Origin of the sequence: Streptomyces shinuiensis (assembly GCF_043660855.1) — a bacterium.
Lineage (GTDB): Bacteria > Actinomycetota > Actinomycetes > Streptomycetales > Streptomycetaceae > Streptomyces.
The window spans coordinates 3565026-3582352 of record NZ_JBIHML010000001.1 but is presented as its reverse complement, the minus strand read 5'-3'; the positions used below and the strand labels follow the sequence as shown (position 1 = coordinate 3582352).

Below are 17327 nucleotides of genomic sequence, written 5' to 3'. Positions count from 1 at the left end.
GGTAGCTGGAGAGCTGTGACCAAACTCGACTTTCTGTCGCTGTCGTCCTGCTGCTGCCCTGGCCTACGCCTCGAAGACCGCCGTCACGGGGGCATGGTCGGACCAGCGCTCCGCATGCGTAGCCGGCCGCTCGACCCATGCCTTCACCGCCCGCTGCGCCAGGCCAGGCGAACTGCAAACCAGGTCGATGCGCCATCCCGCGTCGTTGTCGAAGGCTCGGCCCCGGTAGGACCACCACGAGTACGGCCCGTCCTGATCCGGATGCATCCGGCGGACCACGTCGGCGTAGCCCGCCTCGCCGAGGACCCGGCCGAGCCAGGCGCGCTCCTCGGGCAGGAAGCCGGAGTTCTTCCGGTTGGCCTTCCAGTTCCTGATGTCGGCCTCCTGGTGGGCGATGTTCCAGTCGCCGCAGACCAGGACCTCGCGGCCGGCCGCGGCGGCGCGCTCGCGCAGCCCGGCGAGATAGGGCAGGAAGGCCGCCATGAAGCGCTCCTTCTCCTCCTGCCGCTCGGTGCCGGCCTCGCCCGAGGGCAGGTAGAGGCTGGCGACGGTCAGGCCCGGCAGGTCCACCTCCAGATAGCGGCCGGAGTCCGTGAACTCGCTCACCCCGAACCCCACTCGCACATCCTCGGGCGCGCACCGGGTGAGCACCGCCACACCCGCGCGTCCCTTGGCTGCGGCCGGGGCGTACACCGCGTGCCAGCCCTCCGGATCGCGTACCCCGCCGGGGAGTTGGTCCGGCTCGGCACGCACCTCCTGCAGGCACACCACATCCGCGTCGGTGGCGGCCAGCCACTGGGTGTAACCCTTCTTCGCGGCGGCGCGCAGCCCGTTCACATTGACCGTCGAAATCGTCAGCACCCCGGCACCTTACGATGCGGCCATGCGCATCACGCCCGTCGCCTACGACCACCCCGACGCCGCGAAGCTCACCGATCTGGTGCAGCTGGAGTACGCCGAGCGCTACGGCGGCGAGGGCGATGTCACACCTCTGGACCCCGGGATGTTCTCGCCGCCGAACGGCCTGTTCCTGATCGCGCACGACGAGCGGGACCGGCCCGTGGCCACCGGCGGCTGGCGGGCGATGGACGAGAACGGGGAGAACTACCGCGACGGCGACGCCGAGCTCAAGCGGATGTTCGTGGTCCGCGAGGCGCGGCGCCGGGGGCTGTCCCGCCGCATCCTGGCCCTGCTGGAGGAGGACGCACGGCAGGCGGGGCGGCTGCGGATGGTGCTGGAGACCGGCACCGCGCAGCCGGAGGCGATGGCGCTGTACGAGTCGAGCGGCTACACGCCCACCGAGAAGTTCGGGATCTACCGCCACGAGCCCGACAGCCGCTGCTACGCCAAGCCGCTGCGCTGAGGCCCGCCCCTCACCGCCGCTCCCCGCCCCCGCCCTCAGGTCCTGCCGGCCGGCCGGCAGGACCGGGAGCGGCCACGATGCCGTCGAAGACCACGGTGGCCACGTCCACGTCGGAGGTGCGGACGGTGACCGCCAGTCGCCAGTCGCCGTCCGGCGACAGCCGCGTCGTACCCCGCCAGCGGCCCGGTCCGGCCGGCTCCAGGTCCGCCGGCAGGGGACCGAGGGCGAGTGCGGGCAGCGTCCAGGCGGCGGTGACCTCCTCCGGCCGTACGGGCTTGCCGGAGGGTGCGGCAAGCCGCAGGTCCAGCCCGGTCCTGTCGCCCCGCCGGACGATCCGGGCCGTGACGGTGCCGCGGCCGGCGGCACCGCCGGTGTCGTAACCGGCCTCCATCCGTACGGCGGCGGGGCCCGCCGGCGGAGCGGGGACGTCCCGTGGCGGGGCCGAGCCGGCCAGCAGGGTCGACAGGATGAGCACCAGCGCACCGCCCACCGCTTCGACCGCGAGGGTGCGCCGCACGGTGCGCAGCGCGCCGGCCGGGGGCGGGGCGGCGTACGGCGTACCGTGCGCGCGCACCCAGCGACGCGCACGGTACGCCAGTGCTAGTACGGCGAGGACGGCCGCCGTCTTGGCGACGAGCAGCCGGCCGTATCCGCTGTCCAGCAGAGCTGCCGGATCGCCGAGTTGACGGTTCGCCTGGAAGAGCCCGGTGACGGCCAGCACGGCGACGCACCAGGCGGCCAGTGGCGAGAACCGGCGGATGGCCGCGGTCGGTGGCTCGGAGCCGGTCCGCCCGGCACACAGAAGTCCCAGGGCGACCAGCCCGCCTAGCCAGAGCCCCATTGCCAGCAGGTGCAGTACGCCGGCGGCCAGCGCCAGGGGGACCAGGTGCCCGGTGGCCGCGTGCCCGGTCGCGGCGTAGGTGGCGGCCACGGCGGCGAGCAGTACCGCGACCGCCAGGCGACGGAGGAGGGATCGCCCGGAGGGCGGCCGCAGCCGGTCCGTAGCCACCAGCACCAGCAGGAGGGCGGTGAGCGCGGCCCGCACCTGGAGTGCGATGCCCGTCCGTCCGGTCAGCACCGGCTCCAGGAACCGCGGGTCGAGGAGGCCCCCCGGGCCCGCTCCGGCCGCGTGGGGGCCCTGCGCGACCAGGTCCGCGCCCGCGGCCACGACGACGAGCAGTCCTCCGCCGGCGGCCAGCCGGTTCAGCCTCGCGCGGGCGGCACCCGGCACAGCCGTCAGCAGCAGCGTCCCGGCCGCGCCGGCGAGCAGGGCGAAGCCCGCGTAGCCCGCGCCGCGGGTGAGGGTCACCAGGGCGCCGAGTACCGGGTCGGTGCCCGGGCCGGCGCCCGGCGGCGGGGGCTGGGCGGAGCCCGTCCGCCCGACCGTGAAGGTGAAGGCGCCGTGGACCGGGTGGGAGTCGGCGGAGACGGCGCGCCAGGAGACGGTGTAGGCCCCGTCGCCGAGGCCGTCCCTGAGCGTGGCCGCGATGCTTTCGGGGTCGGCAGGCGCCTCCCCGGTGTCCACCCGGGTGCCGTCGGGACCGAGGACGCGCAGCCCGTCGGGGACGGGTCGGACCCGTTCGCCGAACCGCACGGTGACGGTCTCCGGCGCCCGCTCGAGAGCCGCTCCGTTCGCCGGTGTGGTGACGACCGGTTCGGCGTGTGCCGCGACCGGGGCGGCCGTCGCCGTCAGCAGGAGCAGGAACCCGCCGATCGCGCCGAGCACCAGGGCCGCGACGAGCCGCGGTGCGGACGGTGCCCTGCGCCCCGGCGGGGCCGACGGGGCGCAGGCGGCCCGGTTCACGACCCGGCGCGGTCGGTGGTGCGCCCGGTCCGGCGCCGTACCGCGACGGCCGCCAGAAGGCCGGCCAGACCGGCCCCGAGTCCGGCGCCGCCCAGCAGCCTGGCCGCCGCGTCCTGCGTCCCCTCCGCCGCCGGTGCGGCCGCCTCCGGGGAGCCCTCGGAAGCCGCGGGGGCATCGTCTGCCGCGGCTTCCGAGGGGGCATCGTCCACCGCGGCCGCCGCGGGAGTCAGGGCGAGGACGGGGGCGGGACGCTCAGGCTCCTCGCCACCTTCGGCGGGCTCCTCGATCCAGCGGACCACCTCGCCGCTGTCGTAGGTCTGGAGGGTCTTGAAGACCATCCGGTCCGCGTCCTCGGGCAGCGGACCGGCGGAGACGTCGAACTCCTGGAACTCTCCGGGCCGTATCTCTCCCCCGGTCCACACGATCCGGGAGACGACCTCGTCGATGCTCCTGTCGCCGTGGACGACGAGCGGCTCGGACAGCTTCCGCTTCTTGACCTCGGCCTTCCAGCCGGGGGTCGGACGCACGGAGAGCGAGGCGAGCGGCTGGTCCTGCGGCAGGACGACCTCGACCCGGACGGTCGCGTCGTCGGGCCGTTCGGTGGGAACGCGGAAGGTGAGCTTGGCCCAGCCCCCGGCCTCGGTGCTGCGCGGGTCGACGGTGATGTGGGCGGCGGCCGGGCCGGCCGCCGCCAGCAGGAGGGCACCCGCCGACACGGCGGCCAGGGTGCCTCGGCGCAGGGCATGGCGCATGGGGGTTCTCCAGTCGGCCAGAGATGGTGAAGAGTTTTTACCATAAAAACAACCTCTCTCTCACCCCCGCCTCTTCGACAGGCGACACAAGGGCCGCCACCCCAAGCCCCTGCCCCGCCGACCCTCCGGGCGCCCGCCAACCCCTCAACTCCAGTCCAGAGGGATTCGATCCGGCCCGGGAGGTCGGACCGCGGCCACCCGGGCGACGCGGCGGGTCGACCGGCCACCGGGGCCGCACCACCGGGATGTGACCTGCGAGACACACACGACACTTGTTTTTTATGATAAAAACTAGGCACTCACTCGAGCCAGCCCGAGGAAGGCAGCATGTTGAGAACAAAGGCGCTGGTAGGCGCCGTCTCCTTCACAGTGGCACTCGCTGTCCCCTGGTGGTCCTTCTCCCCGGCCACCTCTCCCGCTCCGGCACCGGCGGCCGGTGCCGCGGCGGACCACGGCGCGACGCACGACGACGACCCGTCACCCGCCTCCCCCGGCACCTCCGCCGGGGACCAGGAGGCCCAGGACTGGAAGTCCATGGACGAAATGATGGCCAAGCGCGACAAGTCGTTCCCGGCCAAGACCGAGGGCAGGGGCGCGCAGGTCATCAAGCCCAAGATCCTGGAGGACGGGACCAAGCGGTTCACGCTCACCGCCAAGCCCGTGAAGTGGGAGGTCGAACCGGGCAAGGTGGTCGATGCCATGTCCTACAACGGGATGGTCCCCGGCCCCACCCTCCGCGTCGACGTCGGCGACAAGGTCGAGGTGGTCCTCAAGAACAAGTTGCCGCAGTCCACCGTGATCCACTGGCACGGCATCCCCATCGAGAACGCCATGGACGGCGTCGCGAACATCACCCAGGACCCGGTCCCGCCGGACGACACCTTCACGTACAAGATCAAGGCCGAGCGCGCGTCCGTCGGCTGGTACCACTCGCACCACAACGGCACCGAGCAGGTGTCCAACGGTCTGTGGGGTGCCTTCCTGATCGGGGACATGCCCCTGCCGGACAAGATCAAGGCCGACCACGAGATACCGATGCAGCTCCAGGACGCGGGCAGCATCGGCCTGTCCCTGAACGGCAAGTCGTTCCCCGCCACCGAACCCATCCGGGTCCGCAAGGGCGAGTCGGTCCTCATCCACTACGTCAACGCGGGCACCATGGCGCACCCGATGCACCTGCACGGGCTGGACCAGCTGGTCGTCGCCAAGGACGGCTTCCCCCTGAAGGAACCCTACAAGGCCGACACCGTGAACGTCGCACCCGGCGAGCGGTACAGCGTGCTCGTCAAGGCCGACCGGGCGGGCAAGTGGGCCTTCCACTGCCACATCTTCCCGCACTCCGAAGGCAAGTCGGGCATGTTCGGCATGTTCACCGAAATGGTCGTGAGCTGACGGAGCGGCCTCCCCGCCCCTCTCCCCCCGTCACCCTCTCGGGATCTCCCCCCCACCCACCCCGTCCCCAACCGTCAAGACTGGAGTACGACCGTGTCCGTCAACACGGATTCCCCTCAGGGAAGACCGCAGGCACTCCTGCGCGTCATCACCCCCTTCATACCGGTGGTGAGCATCGCGCTCGCGCTGGGCCTCGTGATCGGGATGGCACTGGTCGGGGTCTTCCAGCCCGACCGGTCGTCCGCCGGGGCGGCCGCGCCCGGCGCCGACGCCGCTCCCGCGGCGGCCCCCGGCGCGGGCAAGACCATGACCTTCGACATCGAACTCGGCGAGATGTACGTCAAGCCCGCTTCGATCGAGATACCGGCCGGCGCGAAGCTCAAGCTCAACGTCACCAACAAGGGCGCCATGGAGCACACCCTCGGCCTCAAGGGCGAGGACCCGACGGTGTTCAAGCCCGGCGCGTCGGCCACCCTCGACTGGGGGCCGATCAACGAGTCCACCGAGGCGTGGTGCACCGTCGAGGGCCACAAGGACGCCGGAATGGTGCTCGCCATCAAGGTCAAGGGCGGCACCGCGGCCGCCGGGGGAGACTCCGGCACCGCCGAGGCCGACGACAGCGCGAAGATCGACGCGAACGCCAAGCCGTCCGCGAAGTGGAAGGCGGTCGACCCGACGCTCGAGCCCGCCCCCGCCGGCAAGCTCCACAAGGTGGAACTGCGGGTGAAGGAGAAGAAGGCCGAGGTCGCCCCCGGCGTGACCCAGACCGTCTGGACCTACAACGGCACCGCCCCGGGCCCCACCCTCCGGGGCAAGGTGGGTGACACCTTCCGGGTCACCCTGATCAACGACGGATCGATGGACCACTCCATCGACTTCCACGCCTCCGAGGTGGCGCCGAACGTGGAGATGCGGCCCATCAAGCCGGGCGAGTCGCTGGTCTACGAGTTCAAGGCCAAGCACGCCGGCATCTTCACCTACCACTGCGGCGTCGCCCCGATGATCCACCACATGGGCAACGGAATGTTCGGCGCGGTGATCGTCGACCCGCCGAACCTGCCGAAGGTGGACAAGGAGATCTCCCTGGTCCAGTCCGAGCTGTACCTGGGCCCTGAGGGCAAGGCCTCCGACCTGAAGAAGATGATGGCCGGCGAGAACGACGGCGTGGTCTTCAACGGCTACCACAACCAGTACGTCCACAAGCCGATCAAGGTCGACGTCGGCGACCGGGTCCGCATCTGGGTCGACAACGCCGCGATCAACGAGCCCCTGGCGTTCCACACCGTCGGCCTGATCTTCGACACGGTGTGGAAGGAGGGAAGCTACGTGCTGAAGCCGGACAGCGCCGACAAGGGCGGCTCCCAGACCCTGGACCTGGCCCCCACCCAGGGCGGGTTCGTGGAGTTCACCGTCGACCAGGCCGGCAGCTACACCTTCGTGAACCACATCATGAGGGACCTGTCACGCGGCGCCGCCGGCCTGATCGTGGCGGGGGACGGCCCCGCGGAGGCGCACTGACCACCCCCTGAGACGTCCCGGCCACCGCGGCGGGACGATGGAATCCGGCGCCCGGCGCACACGGTCCCGTGTCCGCCGGGCGCCCCTCACCCCACCCGGCCTCACCAGTGACGCCGGTCCTGTCCGCAGCGGGGCTGCACGCCGGAACGGAACAACCCGGCCGCACCCTTGTTACGCTGGAGACAAATTTCTCAGAACAATCCCGGTTCCCACGACTATTTCGGGCGTTGATAGGATGAAAACTTCTCATTCCTCCAGCAACCCTTCCGGGCTCTCCGGCGCGTCCCGGGAGGCCGTCCTCGAAACCCTGCGGCGAACCGGGCAGTCCCTCACCGTGCGGCAACTGTCGGACGAGCTCGGACTGCACGCCAACACGGTCAGGTTCCACCTGGCCCGGCTCACCAAGGACGGCCGGGTGACGGAAGGGCGGGCCGACCGCGGGGGCCCGGGCCGGCCGAAACTGACCTACACGGCCGTCTCCGGGAAAACCACCGAGCCCCCGGGCGGGTACCGGGTGCTCGCCGAGATCCTGGCCGGGCACCTGGCCGCCACCTCCACCAGCCCGTCCAGGGACGCGGTCGCGGCGGGCCGTGAATGGGGACGCCATCTGGTCGAGCGGCCGGCTCCGTTCTCGTCGGTCTCCTCAGAGGACGCCTTCGAGCGGATCGACTCGCTGATGGGCGACCTCGGTTTCGGGACCGACCGGACCCACGGGCCGGCCGAACTGCGCGTGCACCACTGCCCCTTCCGCGCGGTGGCCGAACGGCGGCCGGACGTGGTGTGCTCGGTCCACCTGGGGTTGATGCGCGGTGCGCTGGCGGAGATGAGGGCGCCGCTGCGGGCCACCGACCTGAAGGTCTCCCACAGCGCGGAGCATCCCTGCCTCGCCCTGTTCGAGAAGGCCGGGGGGGACGCCGAGGACACCACCACGGAGCGGGAGGCCGGAGGGCCGCAGATCGGGGAACCGGACACCGTGAGGCCGCCCGACGGGGAGTGACCGGGGGCGCCGGATTCTTCCGGCAACCGTTTCAGGGCCGTACGGGGGCGCAGGTGACCACCGTCAGGACGGGCCGGGAACGCGGGGGTGCGCGCCTGCGGCAAGGCCGCCGCTCCGTCCGTACCGCCGCGCTCGTCCCCGCCTCCCCGCCTCCCCGTATGTCCGGCGCCTTCCGGATATTCGCTGTTCCGCCGCCGTCCGCGTCGCTGGCGTTCCCGGCGTGACCGACACCGACGCGCCGCCCCGGCTGGCCCGTCTCGCCTTCCACGGCCCCCTCTCCGGGGCTCGGGCCGACCACATGGTGGCGCGCCTCGCCCGCAACCGCCCCGCCACCGTCCTGGACATCGGGTGCGGCTGGGGCGAGATGACGCTGCGCGTGCTCGAAGCCGTGCCCGGCGCCACGGGCGCGGGCCTGGACATCGGCGCCGGGGACCTGGAGCGCGGCCGCCGGGACGCCGCGTCGCGCGGGCCGGCCGACCTCGTGCTGTGCCTCGGGGCGAGCCAGGCGCTCACCTCCGTCGGACCGCCCGGTCACACCGCCCCCGCCCTCGCAGAGCTCCGCGGGCTGGTCTCCCCGGGAGAGCGCGTCCTGCTGGGCGAGGGCTTCCGGCAGCGCACCCCGACCGCCGCCGAACTGTCGGGCATGTGGCCGGGGGCGTCCGCCTCGGACCACCTTCCCCTCGCGGGCCTGGTGGACGCCGCCGTGGGCGCCGGGTCCCGGGTCGAGTGGATCGAGACGGCGAACGAGGACGGGTGGGAGGAGTTCGAGTCGGGCTACCTGGCCGACGCCGAGGGGTGACTGGCGGGTCACGGCGACCATCCCTCGGCCGCCGGAGTCCGGGAGCGTGTGGAGGGGCACCGGTCAGCCTGGCTGCACTACCGGGGTGTGCTGGGGCCGGCCTACCTCACGCTGATCCACGCCGGCTGACCGGCGTCACCGCGGCCCGCTGGCCGTTCCGTTCCCTCCACCGTCCCGCCCGCCGTCCCGCCGTTCGGCGGCGGTCTCCGCGGCGATGGCCTCCCACACGCGCGGGGGCGGCCGTACGGACACGCTGTCGGCGGGGGCGGCGCCGCGGGCGGCGGCCGCCAGCTCCCGCAGGGCCGCCAGTTCCTCGCGGCAGGCCGCACAGTGCTCCAGATGGCGCTCGGCGGCACGGATCTCCTGTTCGGAGGCCTCGCCGAAGGCGAGCGCGGCCGACAGGGTGGGGTCGCAGTGGTCCACGCCGTCCTCCTCCTCGCCATGACGCCGTAGCGGCCTGTCGCCGGACCGTACCGTGCCCGCCCGGCCCTGCGGTCTCACTCCCCGGCCGGGACGGCGTACACCAGCAGGTTCTTCTGGTAACCGCCGCCTTCGCGGTCGAACGGGGGCGCGCAGGTGACCAGGGTCAGCACCGGTCGTCCGTCGCGCCGGAACACCTCGTCTGGGAGGCTGTCCTGGTCGACCACCTCACGGGCCGTCACCTCGTACCGCAGTGGCGGGGCGTCCTCCCGCTCGACGGTGATGTCGTCGCCCTCGCGGACGCCGTACAGCTTGGCGAAGGCGCCCAGGTCGCCGGTGCGGTCGTCGACGTGGCCGACGACGACGGCGGATCCGGCGGGCGCGCCCGGCGCCGGCCCGTAGCGGTACCAGCCGGCCTGCCCGGCGTTCCCGGGGATCTCCACCGTGCCGTCCTCCCCGACCCCGACGCCCTGGACGCGGGCCTCCAGGGAGAGCCGGGGGATGCTCAGGGCCACCGGCTCGGGTGCGGGAGCGGACGCGTTCCCGGCGCCGTCCGCACCCTCCGCCTCGCTGTCGTGGACCTCGAACGGCGACCCGGCCGCGGGCTCCTGGGCCCGCGGCCGGTCGCCGAAGTCCTGCGGCACCACGGCTCCGGACGGCCGCAGCAGCGACCAGGCCAGCAGAGCCGCCAGGACGGCGGCGACCACCGCGGCGGCCGTCACGGCCGCCGCGGAGGGCCGCCCACCCCGGATGGAGGCGCGCATGGCCGTCAGTTGTCCCGGGCGTAGCGGCGGCGGGCGGCCAGCAGACCGGCGACCGCGACGGCGCCCGCGGTGCCCCAGGCCAGCCAGGTGGTGGCGGACTCGTTGTCCGCTGCCATCGCACCGCTCTCACCGGCGTCCACACCACCCGGCGCGGAGGCCATGCCGCTGATCGTCTGCGTCTTCAGCGCGAGGTTCTCGTCCTCGGCACTGCCCCAGGCGTAGACGACGGTGTTGGCACCTTCACCGAGTTCCAGGTCGGCGGGGCCGATGGCGACGGTGTCGGTGCCGGCGAGGACCACGTCGGCGCTGACCGTGCCGGCGGGCACCTCCAGCGACTCCTCGTTGGGGTTGGTCAGGCCCTCGATGACCGGCTCTCCGCCGGCGCGGACGTCCACCGCGGGCGCGGCGGCCACGTGGCGGACGGTCAGCCGGGACTGCCCGGCCGGGACCTTGGAGGTGTCGTTGACGAAGGCGGTGAGCATCGGGTCGCCCTCCGCGCTCAGGTGCGCGGCGAGCGTGGCGTTCGCACCGGCCGGGACCTCGACGCTCTTCTGGATGGCGGGGTCGCCGTCGGGGCCCTCGCCGTCCGCGAAGACCTCGATGTCGTAGGTGCCAGGGTCCAGGGACTGAGGCTCGGTCAGGGTGCCGGGCTCGAAGTCGGGGAGTAGCTCGTTTCCGTTGGCGTAGACGTCCACGGTGAGACCGGGGACGCCGTGGAAGACCGAGACCGATGCCTTCTCGCCCTGCTCGTGGGCGTCCGCGGAGGCGGGTACGGCCACGGCCAGGGACAGTGCGCACGCACCGGCGGTGACGGACACGATCTTCCTGCTGCGCGAGTTCATCATCGGGATTTCCCTTCGTGGGAGCCCCGCTCGGATGCGGGACTTCACCCTCTCTTCCGGACTGCCGGCCCTTCGGATGCACTTCACGACGGATTTCACGGATTGGTTCCCCGTCGCCTGTTGTGGGGGGTTGGTTGGTCGGCGTGCCGCTACGCCCTCCCTTGGGCGCTTTCACGGTGGTTGTCACGGTTCAGAGCGGGCCGGTCCGGGCCGGCCCCCCGTGCCCCGAGGGACTCGGGGGTGCGACCCGGTGCGCCGATCCCCGCTGCCGCCAGGCGGCGCCTGCGCTCCTCCTCGGCGGCAGCCTGTTCAGGGTGGCGCCTGAGCCAGTATGGGTTGTCGTGCGGCAGTCCGCCACTTATCCGCCCATACATCCCGAATGTGAGGATGACCAGGCCCATCACGAAGCTGAAGATGACGTTGGGCATGCGGAACGCCAGGATGTTGGCGGACCTCTCCAGCAGGGCGAGGTTGACGAAGCCGCTGAGGATGAACAGCGCGCCGACCGTCATGTTGAGCGTGGAGGCGAAGTTGCCGCCGATGAACGCTCCGACGATCAGCAGCGTCCCGACGGTCACCGAGATCAGGCTCAGCAGGCCGTTGCTGGACAGCCCCGCTATCTCGGAACCGGTGGTGTCGAAGAAGTCGAGCCGGTTGGCGAATCCGAGGATCCCGAAGAGCAGCAGGATGAGGCCGCTGGCGGCGGCTCCGTAGCGGTAGACACCGGACAGCCGGTGGTCCATGGGCAGTTCGTCCTGGATTTTCATGGTCACCGCCTCCTCGCGGGGGTTGACGGAAGGTCACAGGGTGTACCGGACGGCATCCATCCGCCGGCGCAGCCGCAGCAGTCCCCTGCGGGCGTGCGCCTTGGCCGTGCCAGAGGCAGGCCGGTGCGCCGGGCTATCTCGGTGCGGGTGAGGTCCTCGTAGAAGGCCGGGAAGAGCACCCGGCGCTGGGACGCGGACAGCCCCGCCAGCGCGCGGGCGGCCAGGAGGCGGTCCAGGACCTCGTCCGGATGGGGTCCGGCCGCGGCGGGTGGGAACGTGGAGCCCGCCGCGGCCGGCTCGTGGCGCCGGGCGCGGGCGGCCGGCGCGCCGGCCGCCACCCTGCGGGTGATGCCGACGCGCCGGCCCGGCAGCGGGCCGCGCTCGGGCCGGTGGGAGCCCCGGCCGCGCCAGGCGGCCAGGAAGACCTGCTGGGTGACATCCTCCGCGTCCTGGCGGTCGCCCACAACGCGGGCGGACAGGGTGTGGACGAGCGTGCCCAAGCGTTCGAGGAGTTCGGCCAGAGCCCATTCCTCGCCGTGCGCCAGGGCCCTGACCAGTTCCTCCTCGGAGGCGGCCGCGCCCCCGGGGACCGGCCGGCGCGGCCGCGCGCGGGGCTCCGCACGAGGGGCCGCCACCTGGACCGTCGCAGGCGTCATGGCTTCACTCCTCACACCGGGCGCGGGGTGCGCTTCGATACCACCACGGTGGAGCGCATGACAGGCGAGGGCAAGTCGCATCGTTTCTGCATCGACTACTCTGGACGCATGGCGGATTCCCTGGAGCCCCGGCCCGGGCAGGCGGGCCTCAGCACCGGCACCGTCGCCCGGCGACTGGGCGTCGCGCCCACCACCCTGCGCTCGTGGGACCGGCGGTACGGGCTGGGGCCGAGCGTCCGGGAGGGCGGCCGGCACCGGCGGTGGTCGCCGGAGGACATCGCGGCGCTGGAGGCCATGTGCCGTCTGACCGCCTCCGGCGTGCCTCCGGCGGAGGCCGCCCGCCAGGCGCGTGCCACAGCCTCACCCGGCCCGGCGCCCCCCGCACCCGCGCGGCCCGCACCCGAGGAACCGGCAGCCCCCGCGGAGCCCGCATCACCCGCGGAATCCGCCGGGCCACCCTCCGCACCGGCCCGCGCCGGCGGCGGCAACGCCCTCCCCGTGGGCAGCGTCGGCCGGGAATGCCGGGGCCTGGCCCGCGCGGCCGTACGCCTGGACGCCCCAGCCCTGGACGACCTGCTGGACCGGGCGATCGCCGCGCACGGCGTGGCCGGCGCCTGGGAGGAGGTGATCATGCCCACCCTGCGGGCGGCGGGCCGCAAGTGGGTCACCTCCGGCGAGCGCTACGTGGAGGTGGAGCACCTGCTGTCCTGGCATGTCTCCTCGGCCCTGCGCCGTGTGACGGTCCGGCCGCGCTCCGTGTCCGCCGCCTCCCCCGCGCCCTCCGCCCCGGTGCTGCTGGCCTGCGCGCCCGACGAGACCCACACCCTCCCGCTGGAGGTCCTGGCGGCCGGGCTGGCCGAACACGGCGTCGGCGTGCGGATGTTCGGCGCCTCCGTCCCGGCCGGGGCGATGGAGGAGGCGGTGCGCCGCACCGGGCCGTACGCCGTCGTCCTTTGGTCCCAGACCCGCCGTACCGCCGATCCCGCCCTGGTCCACCGGGTACGCGCCACCGCCTGGGGCGTGCGCGGCGCCCGCGTGCGCCCCGCCGTACTGGTCGCCGGGCCGGGCTGGCGGGGGCTGCGCCTGCCGGGCATCCTCCGCCCCCGCGGTCTGCGCGACGCCCTCGACCTGCTGACCGCTCCGACGAGCCCCCGGCCGCCGGAGCGTCCAGCCTGACATGCTCGGAAGCCCGACTTCCGAAGGGATCACCGTGGCACAGCCCGAACACGAGATCCGCACCACTCTCCCGCCCGCGCTGGAGTCTATGACGCTGCTGGTAGCGGCCGTCATCGTCCACGACAGGGCCGCCGACCGCGTCGTCCTCCTCCAGCGCGGCCCGCGGGCCAAGTTCGCGCAGGGGATGTGGGATCTGCCCACCGGCAAGAACGACCCCGGCGAGCCCGTCACGGAGACCGCCGTACGCGAACTGCGCGAGGAGACCGGCCTGGTCGTGAAGGCCGAGCACCTGCGCCTGGCCCATGTCATCCACGGGGCCCGGGGCGTCGAGTCCCCCAACGGCTACCTCACCGTCGTCTTCGCCGCCCACGAGTGGTCCGGCGAGCCCGAGAACCGCGAACCGGACAAGCACTCCCAGGTCCGCTGGATTCCCGTCGACGCCCTCCCGGAGAACTTCGTCCCCTCCACCGGCGGCGCCCTCCGCGGCTACCTCACCGGCGGTCCGCGGCTCTCCCTCGTCCGCTGGAACCCCTGAGATCGCCGTCCTGATCGCCGCCGGCACTACGCTCGTGCTGACTGCGGCAACCCGGTTCAGGAGCAGGGTCTCCGAGGTGAAAAACCCGTTGCCGGGTGATGAGAGGCTGTGCCAGCCGGCCCGTGACCGCTTGAAAAGCGTCCCGTGCCCGGGCCGATAGTGCTGTCAGAACCCAGCGAGGGGATTCACAGACGACCGAAGAGTCCGGAGACGGATATCGGGACCCCAGACACGGTCGAACAGCTCCCGAAAACGACAGAGACCTCGACCGATCATGAAGATCGGTCGAGGTCTCGTCAACCGCTCCCGAGCGAACCCGCGAACGGTCCTGTGTGGACCTGAGGGGATTCGAACCCCTGACCCCCTCGATGCGAACGAGGTGCGCTACCGGACTGCGCTACAGGCCCCTGCAACGGGTGAAACCCTAGCATCCCCACGCCCGTGCGCGGAAATCCGTTCCCGCGCTGGTCACGGTGGGCGGGGCGACGGGGGTGCCCGGGGCGGGCGGGGTCATTCGTTGGCCGCGCGGGGGCGGCCCTCGTCCGCGTACTGGTCGAAGAGCGGGGTCCGGCGGCGCGGCGCGGACGAGGGTGAGGAGGACGGGGCGGAGAGCCGGGAGGCCGGGGCGGAGAGCCGGGCGGGCCCGGAGGAGGCCGTGGTGGAGCGGGCGGAACTCCAGGCGTCCGGGGCCTCCAGGTCCACGCTCCGGGCGGTGCGCGGGGCGACGGGGGCGTTGACGTAGGTGGGCAGCGGTACGGGGGTGGGCTCCCAGCCGCTCTCCACCGGGGCGGGGGTGCGCTCGCGGCGCTGGGCGTCCACCCACTCGGCGTGGTCGGTCTGCTCCACCAGGGCCCGCCGCTCGTCCGCCTCCGGGTCGGAGGCGGACTCGGGGGCCGGCTCGGGGGTGCGGGCGGTGGCGTTGCGGCCGGTGGCGTTGCGTCCCGTGGCGGTACGGCCGCCGGCGGCGCGGTCCGCCCGCTCCGTACGGTCGGCGCGGTCCGTGCGGCGCTCGCGCAGGTGGCGGGCGGCGGCCTCGGCGTGACGCCGGTCCATCACGAACTCGAAGCGTCGCCTCTCCTGGGCGCGCATGTGGGCGATGTAGGCGCTCAGCAGCCCGGCCGGGATCGCCGGGGCCCACAGGAACGCGATGCCACCGACCGCCGCGACGATCGCGCCGAGCGTGAAGGCGAGGAAGAGCACCATCGTGGTGCGCCGACGGCGGGCGAGGAGCTTGGCCCGTCCCTTCTGGACCTGGTCCGACTGGTTCGGACGGCTGGGCCGGTCCTGCCGGGGCTGTCCGCCGCGCCGGTCCTCCTGCTCCTGCTGGGGGCGGCGTACCTCGGTGGGGGCCTCGGCACGCGCGACCGTCGCGGGACCGGGGACCGCGACGCGCTCGGTCACGGGGTCGGCGAGCGCCCGGACGTCGACGCCCGGGGCACCCTGGTCGTCACCGTCGGCGGGGCCGCCGTCCCCGGACGCCCCCCTGAGGTTCCTGGCGTACCGGCGCTCCATGCCAGCCCGGCCGGACAGCAGCCGGATGGCGGTGCCGAAGCGCTCCGTCGGACGGGCCTCGTTGAGTTCGTCCTGCCGACGGAGCCACATCGGCACCAGGTAGGCGGCCCAGGCCCCGACGATGACTGCGTAAATGAGGCCGCTGCTGCTCACCCACCACACGGTAGAGGGGTTTCGCGAAGGTGATACGCCAATTGGCGCGGTGTGTCGCACGATCCGGCTGATATCTCAACCGTTTTTTGTGATTACGGCGGCCTGCCTCCGCGAATGTGTCCGACCGATGACTGTAAGGTGTCTTACCCTCAGGCAATATCGAACATTTATTTTATTTCTGCGAGGCTCCCGGAAGAGAGCGACGGTGCCAGCGTTCCAGCAGGCGCCCGGGGACGTCCTCCGTGGTCAGCGCGTAGACCAGATGATCGCGCCAGGCGCCGTCGATGTGCAGATAACGCGGCCGCAGCCCTTCCTCGCGGAATCCGAGTTTCTCCACCACCCGGCGGCTCGGCCCGTTCTCCGGGCGGATGCAGACCTCGATCCGGTGCAGTCCGACGGTGCGGAAGCAGTGGTCCACGGCGAGCGCGACGGCCGTCGGCATCACACCGCGTCCGGCCACCTCCCGGTCGACCCAGTAACCGATGTGGCCCGAGCACATCGAGCCCCAGGTGATGCCCGCGACGGTGAGCTGGCCGACCAGCCGCCCCCGGTACTCGATCACGAAGGGCAGCATCCGGCCCGCCTGCGCTTCCGTCCGCAGATGCCGGACCATCTGCCGGTACGTCGGGCGGCGCGGCGGCAGGCGGCCGGGCAGGGCGGGCGGGACGGTGGCCTCCCAGGGGCGCAGCCAGTCGCGGTTGCGCTGGTTCACCTCGCGCCAGACGCGGTGGTCGCGCAGCCTTATGGGGCGGAGGGTGATGTCACCGTCCGTCAGCTCGACCGGCCAGGGTGCGTTCAGTGGGGTGCGTCCTTCCTGGGGTGGTCGCCGCCGTGGATCTGGTCCACGGCGTGCGGCAGCAGGGGTTCCAGGACCGTCAGGCCGTCGCGCACGCCTCCGGTGGAGCCGGGGAGGTTGACGATCAGGGTGCGTCCGGCGACGCCCGCGACGCCGCGCGAGAGGGCGGCGGTGGGCACCTTGGCCAGGCCTGCGGCGCGGATGGCCTCGGGGATGCCTGGGACCTCGTGGTCGAGTACGGCCCGGGTCATCTCCGGCGTGCGGTCGGTGGGCGAGATGCCGGTGCCGCCGGTGGTGAGCACCACGGCGTAGCCGTCGGCGACGGCCTCGCGCAGCACGTCCTGGACGGGCTCCCCGTCCGGGACGACGCGCGGGCCGTCGGTGGTGAAGCCCAGTGCGCGCAGGGACCGGGCCAGCAGCGGGCCGGTGGTGTCGGCGTAGACGCCCGCGGCGGCGCGGTTGGAGACGGTGACGGCGAGGGCGCGGCGGGTCATGGGCACGGGCGGCCCGGACGCGGACTCGGGCACGGGCTCGGTCATCGGTCGCGGCTCCAGTCCCCGGAGGCTCCCCCGGTCTTCTCCTCCACCCGCACGTCCGTGATGACGGCCCCCTTGTCGACGGCCTTGACCATGTCGACGACCGTCAGCGCCGCGACCGACACGGCCGTCAGCGCCTCCATCTCCACACCCGTGCGGTCGGTGGTGCGCACCGTCGCCGTGATCTCCACCGCGTCGTCGGCGACGGCGAGGTCGACCTTCACCCCGGACAGGGACAGCGGGTGGCACAGCGGTACGAGGTCGGGGGTGCGCTTGGCGCCCATGATCCCGGCGATACGGGCGACCGGGAGCGCGTCGCCCTTGGGCACGCCCTCGCCGCGCAGCAGCTCCACCACCCGGGGGGAGACGCGTACGCGGCCGGTGGCGCGCGCCGTGCGGGCGGTGACGTCCTTGGCCGAGACGTCGACCATCCGGGCCGCGCCCGCCTCGTCGATGTGGGTGAGGCCTGCGGCCCCGTCCGCTGGACTCCCCTGTCGCGCGCTGCTCATCGCTCTCCCGCGTCGGTCCGTTCCGGACGACAACGG

The 17327-nt window shown here is 73.1% G+C and carries 18 protein-coding genes, 1 tRNA gene and 1 pseudogene; 7 read left to right on the top strand and 13 right to left on the bottom strand.

The window, feature by feature from the left end; genetic code table 11:
• Positions 1–63: 63 nt before the first annotated feature.
• Positions 64–861 carry an exodeoxyribonuclease III gene (locus tag ACGRHY_RS16415; RefSeq protein WP_394636082.1) on the bottom strand — a complete coding sequence of 266 codons (798 nt, stop codon included), beginning with the start codon at positions 859–861 and terminating at the stop codon, positions 64–66.
• A 22-nt stretch (positions 862–883) separates the two neighbouring features.
• Between ACGRHY_RS16415 and ACGRHY_RS16410 the strand changes: the two genes are divergently transcribed.
• Positions 884–1363, top strand: a complete 480-nt coding sequence (locus tag ACGRHY_RS16410) for a GNAT family N-acetyltransferase (RefSeq protein WP_394636081.1) — start codon at positions 884–886, stop codon at positions 1361–1363.
• Positions 1364–1373: 10 nt separating this feature from the next.
• Here the strand turns inward: ACGRHY_RS16410 and ACGRHY_RS16405 are convergent, their stop codons facing one another.
• Positions 1374–3167, bottom strand: a complete 1794-nt coding sequence (locus ACGRHY_RS16405; protein WP_394636080.1) for a copper resistance CopC/CopD family protein — start codon at positions 3165–3167, stop codon at positions 1374–1376.
• Entirely contained in the window at positions 3164–3919 is a 756-nt protein-coding gene (locus tag ACGRHY_RS16400; RefSeq protein WP_394636079.1) for a YcnI family protein, read from the bottom strand. The genes ACGRHY_RS16405 and ACGRHY_RS16400 overlap by 4 nt, the downstream gene beginning before the upstream one ends.
• A 327-nt stretch (positions 3920–4246) precedes the next feature.
• Here ACGRHY_RS16400 and ACGRHY_RS16395 point away from each other — a divergent pair, with 327 nt between their 5' ends.
• The 4 genes and pseudogenes from ACGRHY_RS16395 to ACGRHY_RS16380 all read left to right on the top strand — a co-directional run bounded on the left by ACGRHY_RS16395 (position 4247) and on the right by ACGRHY_RS16380 (position 8754).
• Positions 4247–5311, top strand: a complete 1065-nt coding sequence (locus ACGRHY_RS16395; protein WP_394636078.1) for a multicopper oxidase family protein — start codon at positions 4247–4249, stop codon at positions 5309–5311.
• Between the two features lie 93 nt (positions 5312–5404).
• The gene (locus ACGRHY_RS16390) at positions 5405–6829 is read left to right on the top strand and encodes a multicopper oxidase domain-containing protein (protein WP_394636077.1); all 1425 of its coding nucleotides are present in this window, start codon (positions 5405–5407) and stop codon (positions 6827–6829) included.
• Between the two features lie 235 nt (positions 6830–7064).
• Entirely contained in the window at positions 7065–7826 is a 762-nt protein-coding gene (locus tag ACGRHY_RS16385; protein WP_394636076.1) for a helix-turn-helix transcriptional regulator, read from the top strand.
• 178 nt (positions 7827–8004) lie between these two features.
• Positions 8005–8754, top strand: a pseudogene (locus ACGRHY_RS16380) (SAM-dependent methyltransferase).
• Positions 8755–8760: 6 nt separating this feature from the next.
• Here the strand turns inward: ACGRHY_RS16380 and ACGRHY_RS16375 are convergent.
• The 5 genes from ACGRHY_RS16375 to ACGRHY_RS16355 form a co-directional block, all read right to left on the bottom strand.
• Positions 8761–9048: a zf-HC2 domain-containing protein gene (locus tag ACGRHY_RS16375; RefSeq protein ID WP_394636075.1), complete on the bottom strand. Its 288-nt coding sequence runs from the start codon at positions 9046–9048 to the stop codon at positions 8761–8763.
• A gap of 74 nt (positions 9049–9122) precedes the next feature.
• On the bottom strand, positions 9123–9809 hold the full coding sequence (locus ACGRHY_RS16370; RefSeq protein ID WP_394636074.1) for a class F sortase: 687 nt from the start codon (positions 9807–9809) through the stop codon (positions 9123–9125).
• 5 nt (positions 9810–9814) lie between these two features.
• Entirely contained in the window at positions 9815–10654 is an 840-nt protein-coding gene (locus tag ACGRHY_RS16365; protein ID WP_394636073.1) for a DUF4397 domain-containing protein, read from the bottom strand.
• A gap of 146 nt (positions 10655–10800) precedes the next feature.
• Positions 10801–11418: a DUF4383 domain-containing protein gene (locus ACGRHY_RS16360; RefSeq protein WP_394636072.1), complete on the bottom strand. Its 618-nt coding sequence runs from the start codon at positions 11416–11418 to the stop codon at positions 10801–10803.
• Positions 11419–11420: 2 nt separating this feature from the next.
• Complete coding sequence (locus ACGRHY_RS16355) at positions 11421–12074, bottom strand: sigma factor (protein WP_394636071.1); 654 nt, start codon at positions 12072–12074, stop codon at positions 11421–11423.
• Positions 12075–12182: 108 nt separating this feature from the next.
• Between ACGRHY_RS16355 and ACGRHY_RS16350 the strand changes: the two genes are divergently transcribed.
• Entirely contained in the window at positions 12183–13250 is a 1068-nt protein-coding gene (locus ACGRHY_RS16350; protein ID WP_394636070.1) for a MerR family transcriptional regulator, read from the top strand.
• 1 nt (position 13251) lies between these two features.
• Entirely contained in the window at positions 13252–13785 is a 534-nt protein-coding gene (locus ACGRHY_RS16345) for an NUDIX domain-containing protein (protein ID WP_394636069.1), read from the top strand.
• Between the two features lie 333 nt (positions 13786–14118).
• On the opposite strand, the gene ACGRHY_RS16340 is transcribed toward ACGRHY_RS16345, so the two are convergent.
• The 5 genes from ACGRHY_RS16340 to moaC all read right to left on the bottom strand — a co-directional run bounded on the left by ACGRHY_RS16340 (position 14119) and on the right by moaC (position 17291).
• A tRNA-Ala gene (locus ACGRHY_RS16340) sits at positions 14119–14192 on the bottom strand.
• Between the two features lie 103 nt (positions 14193–14295).
• Positions 14296–15450, bottom strand: coding sequence for a divisome protein SepX/GlpR (gene sepX, locus ACGRHY_RS16335; RefSeq protein WP_394636068.1), 1155 nt, complete (start codon positions 15448–15450; stop codon positions 14296–14298).
• Positions 15451–15622: 172 nt separating this feature from the next.
• Complete coding sequence (locus tag ACGRHY_RS16330; protein WP_394638080.1) at positions 15623–16249, bottom strand: GNAT family N-acetyltransferase; 627 nt, start codon at positions 16247–16249, stop codon at positions 15623–15625.
• Positions 16246–16785 (bottom strand): MogA/MoaB family molybdenum cofactor biosynthesis protein, encoded by a 540-nt coding sequence (locus ACGRHY_RS16325; protein WP_394636067.1) that lies wholly within the window; start codon positions 16783–16785, stop codon positions 16246–16248. Before ACGRHY_RS16325 ends, ACGRHY_RS16330 begins: the two co-directional genes overlap by 4 nt.
• Positions 16782–17291 (bottom strand): cyclic pyranopterin monophosphate synthase MoaC, encoded by a 510-nt coding sequence (moaC, locus tag ACGRHY_RS16320; RefSeq protein WP_394636066.1) that lies wholly within the window; start codon positions 17289–17291, stop codon positions 16782–16784. The genes ACGRHY_RS16325 and moaC overlap by 4 nt, the downstream gene beginning before the upstream one ends.
• Positions 17292–17327 lie beyond the last annotated feature (36 nt).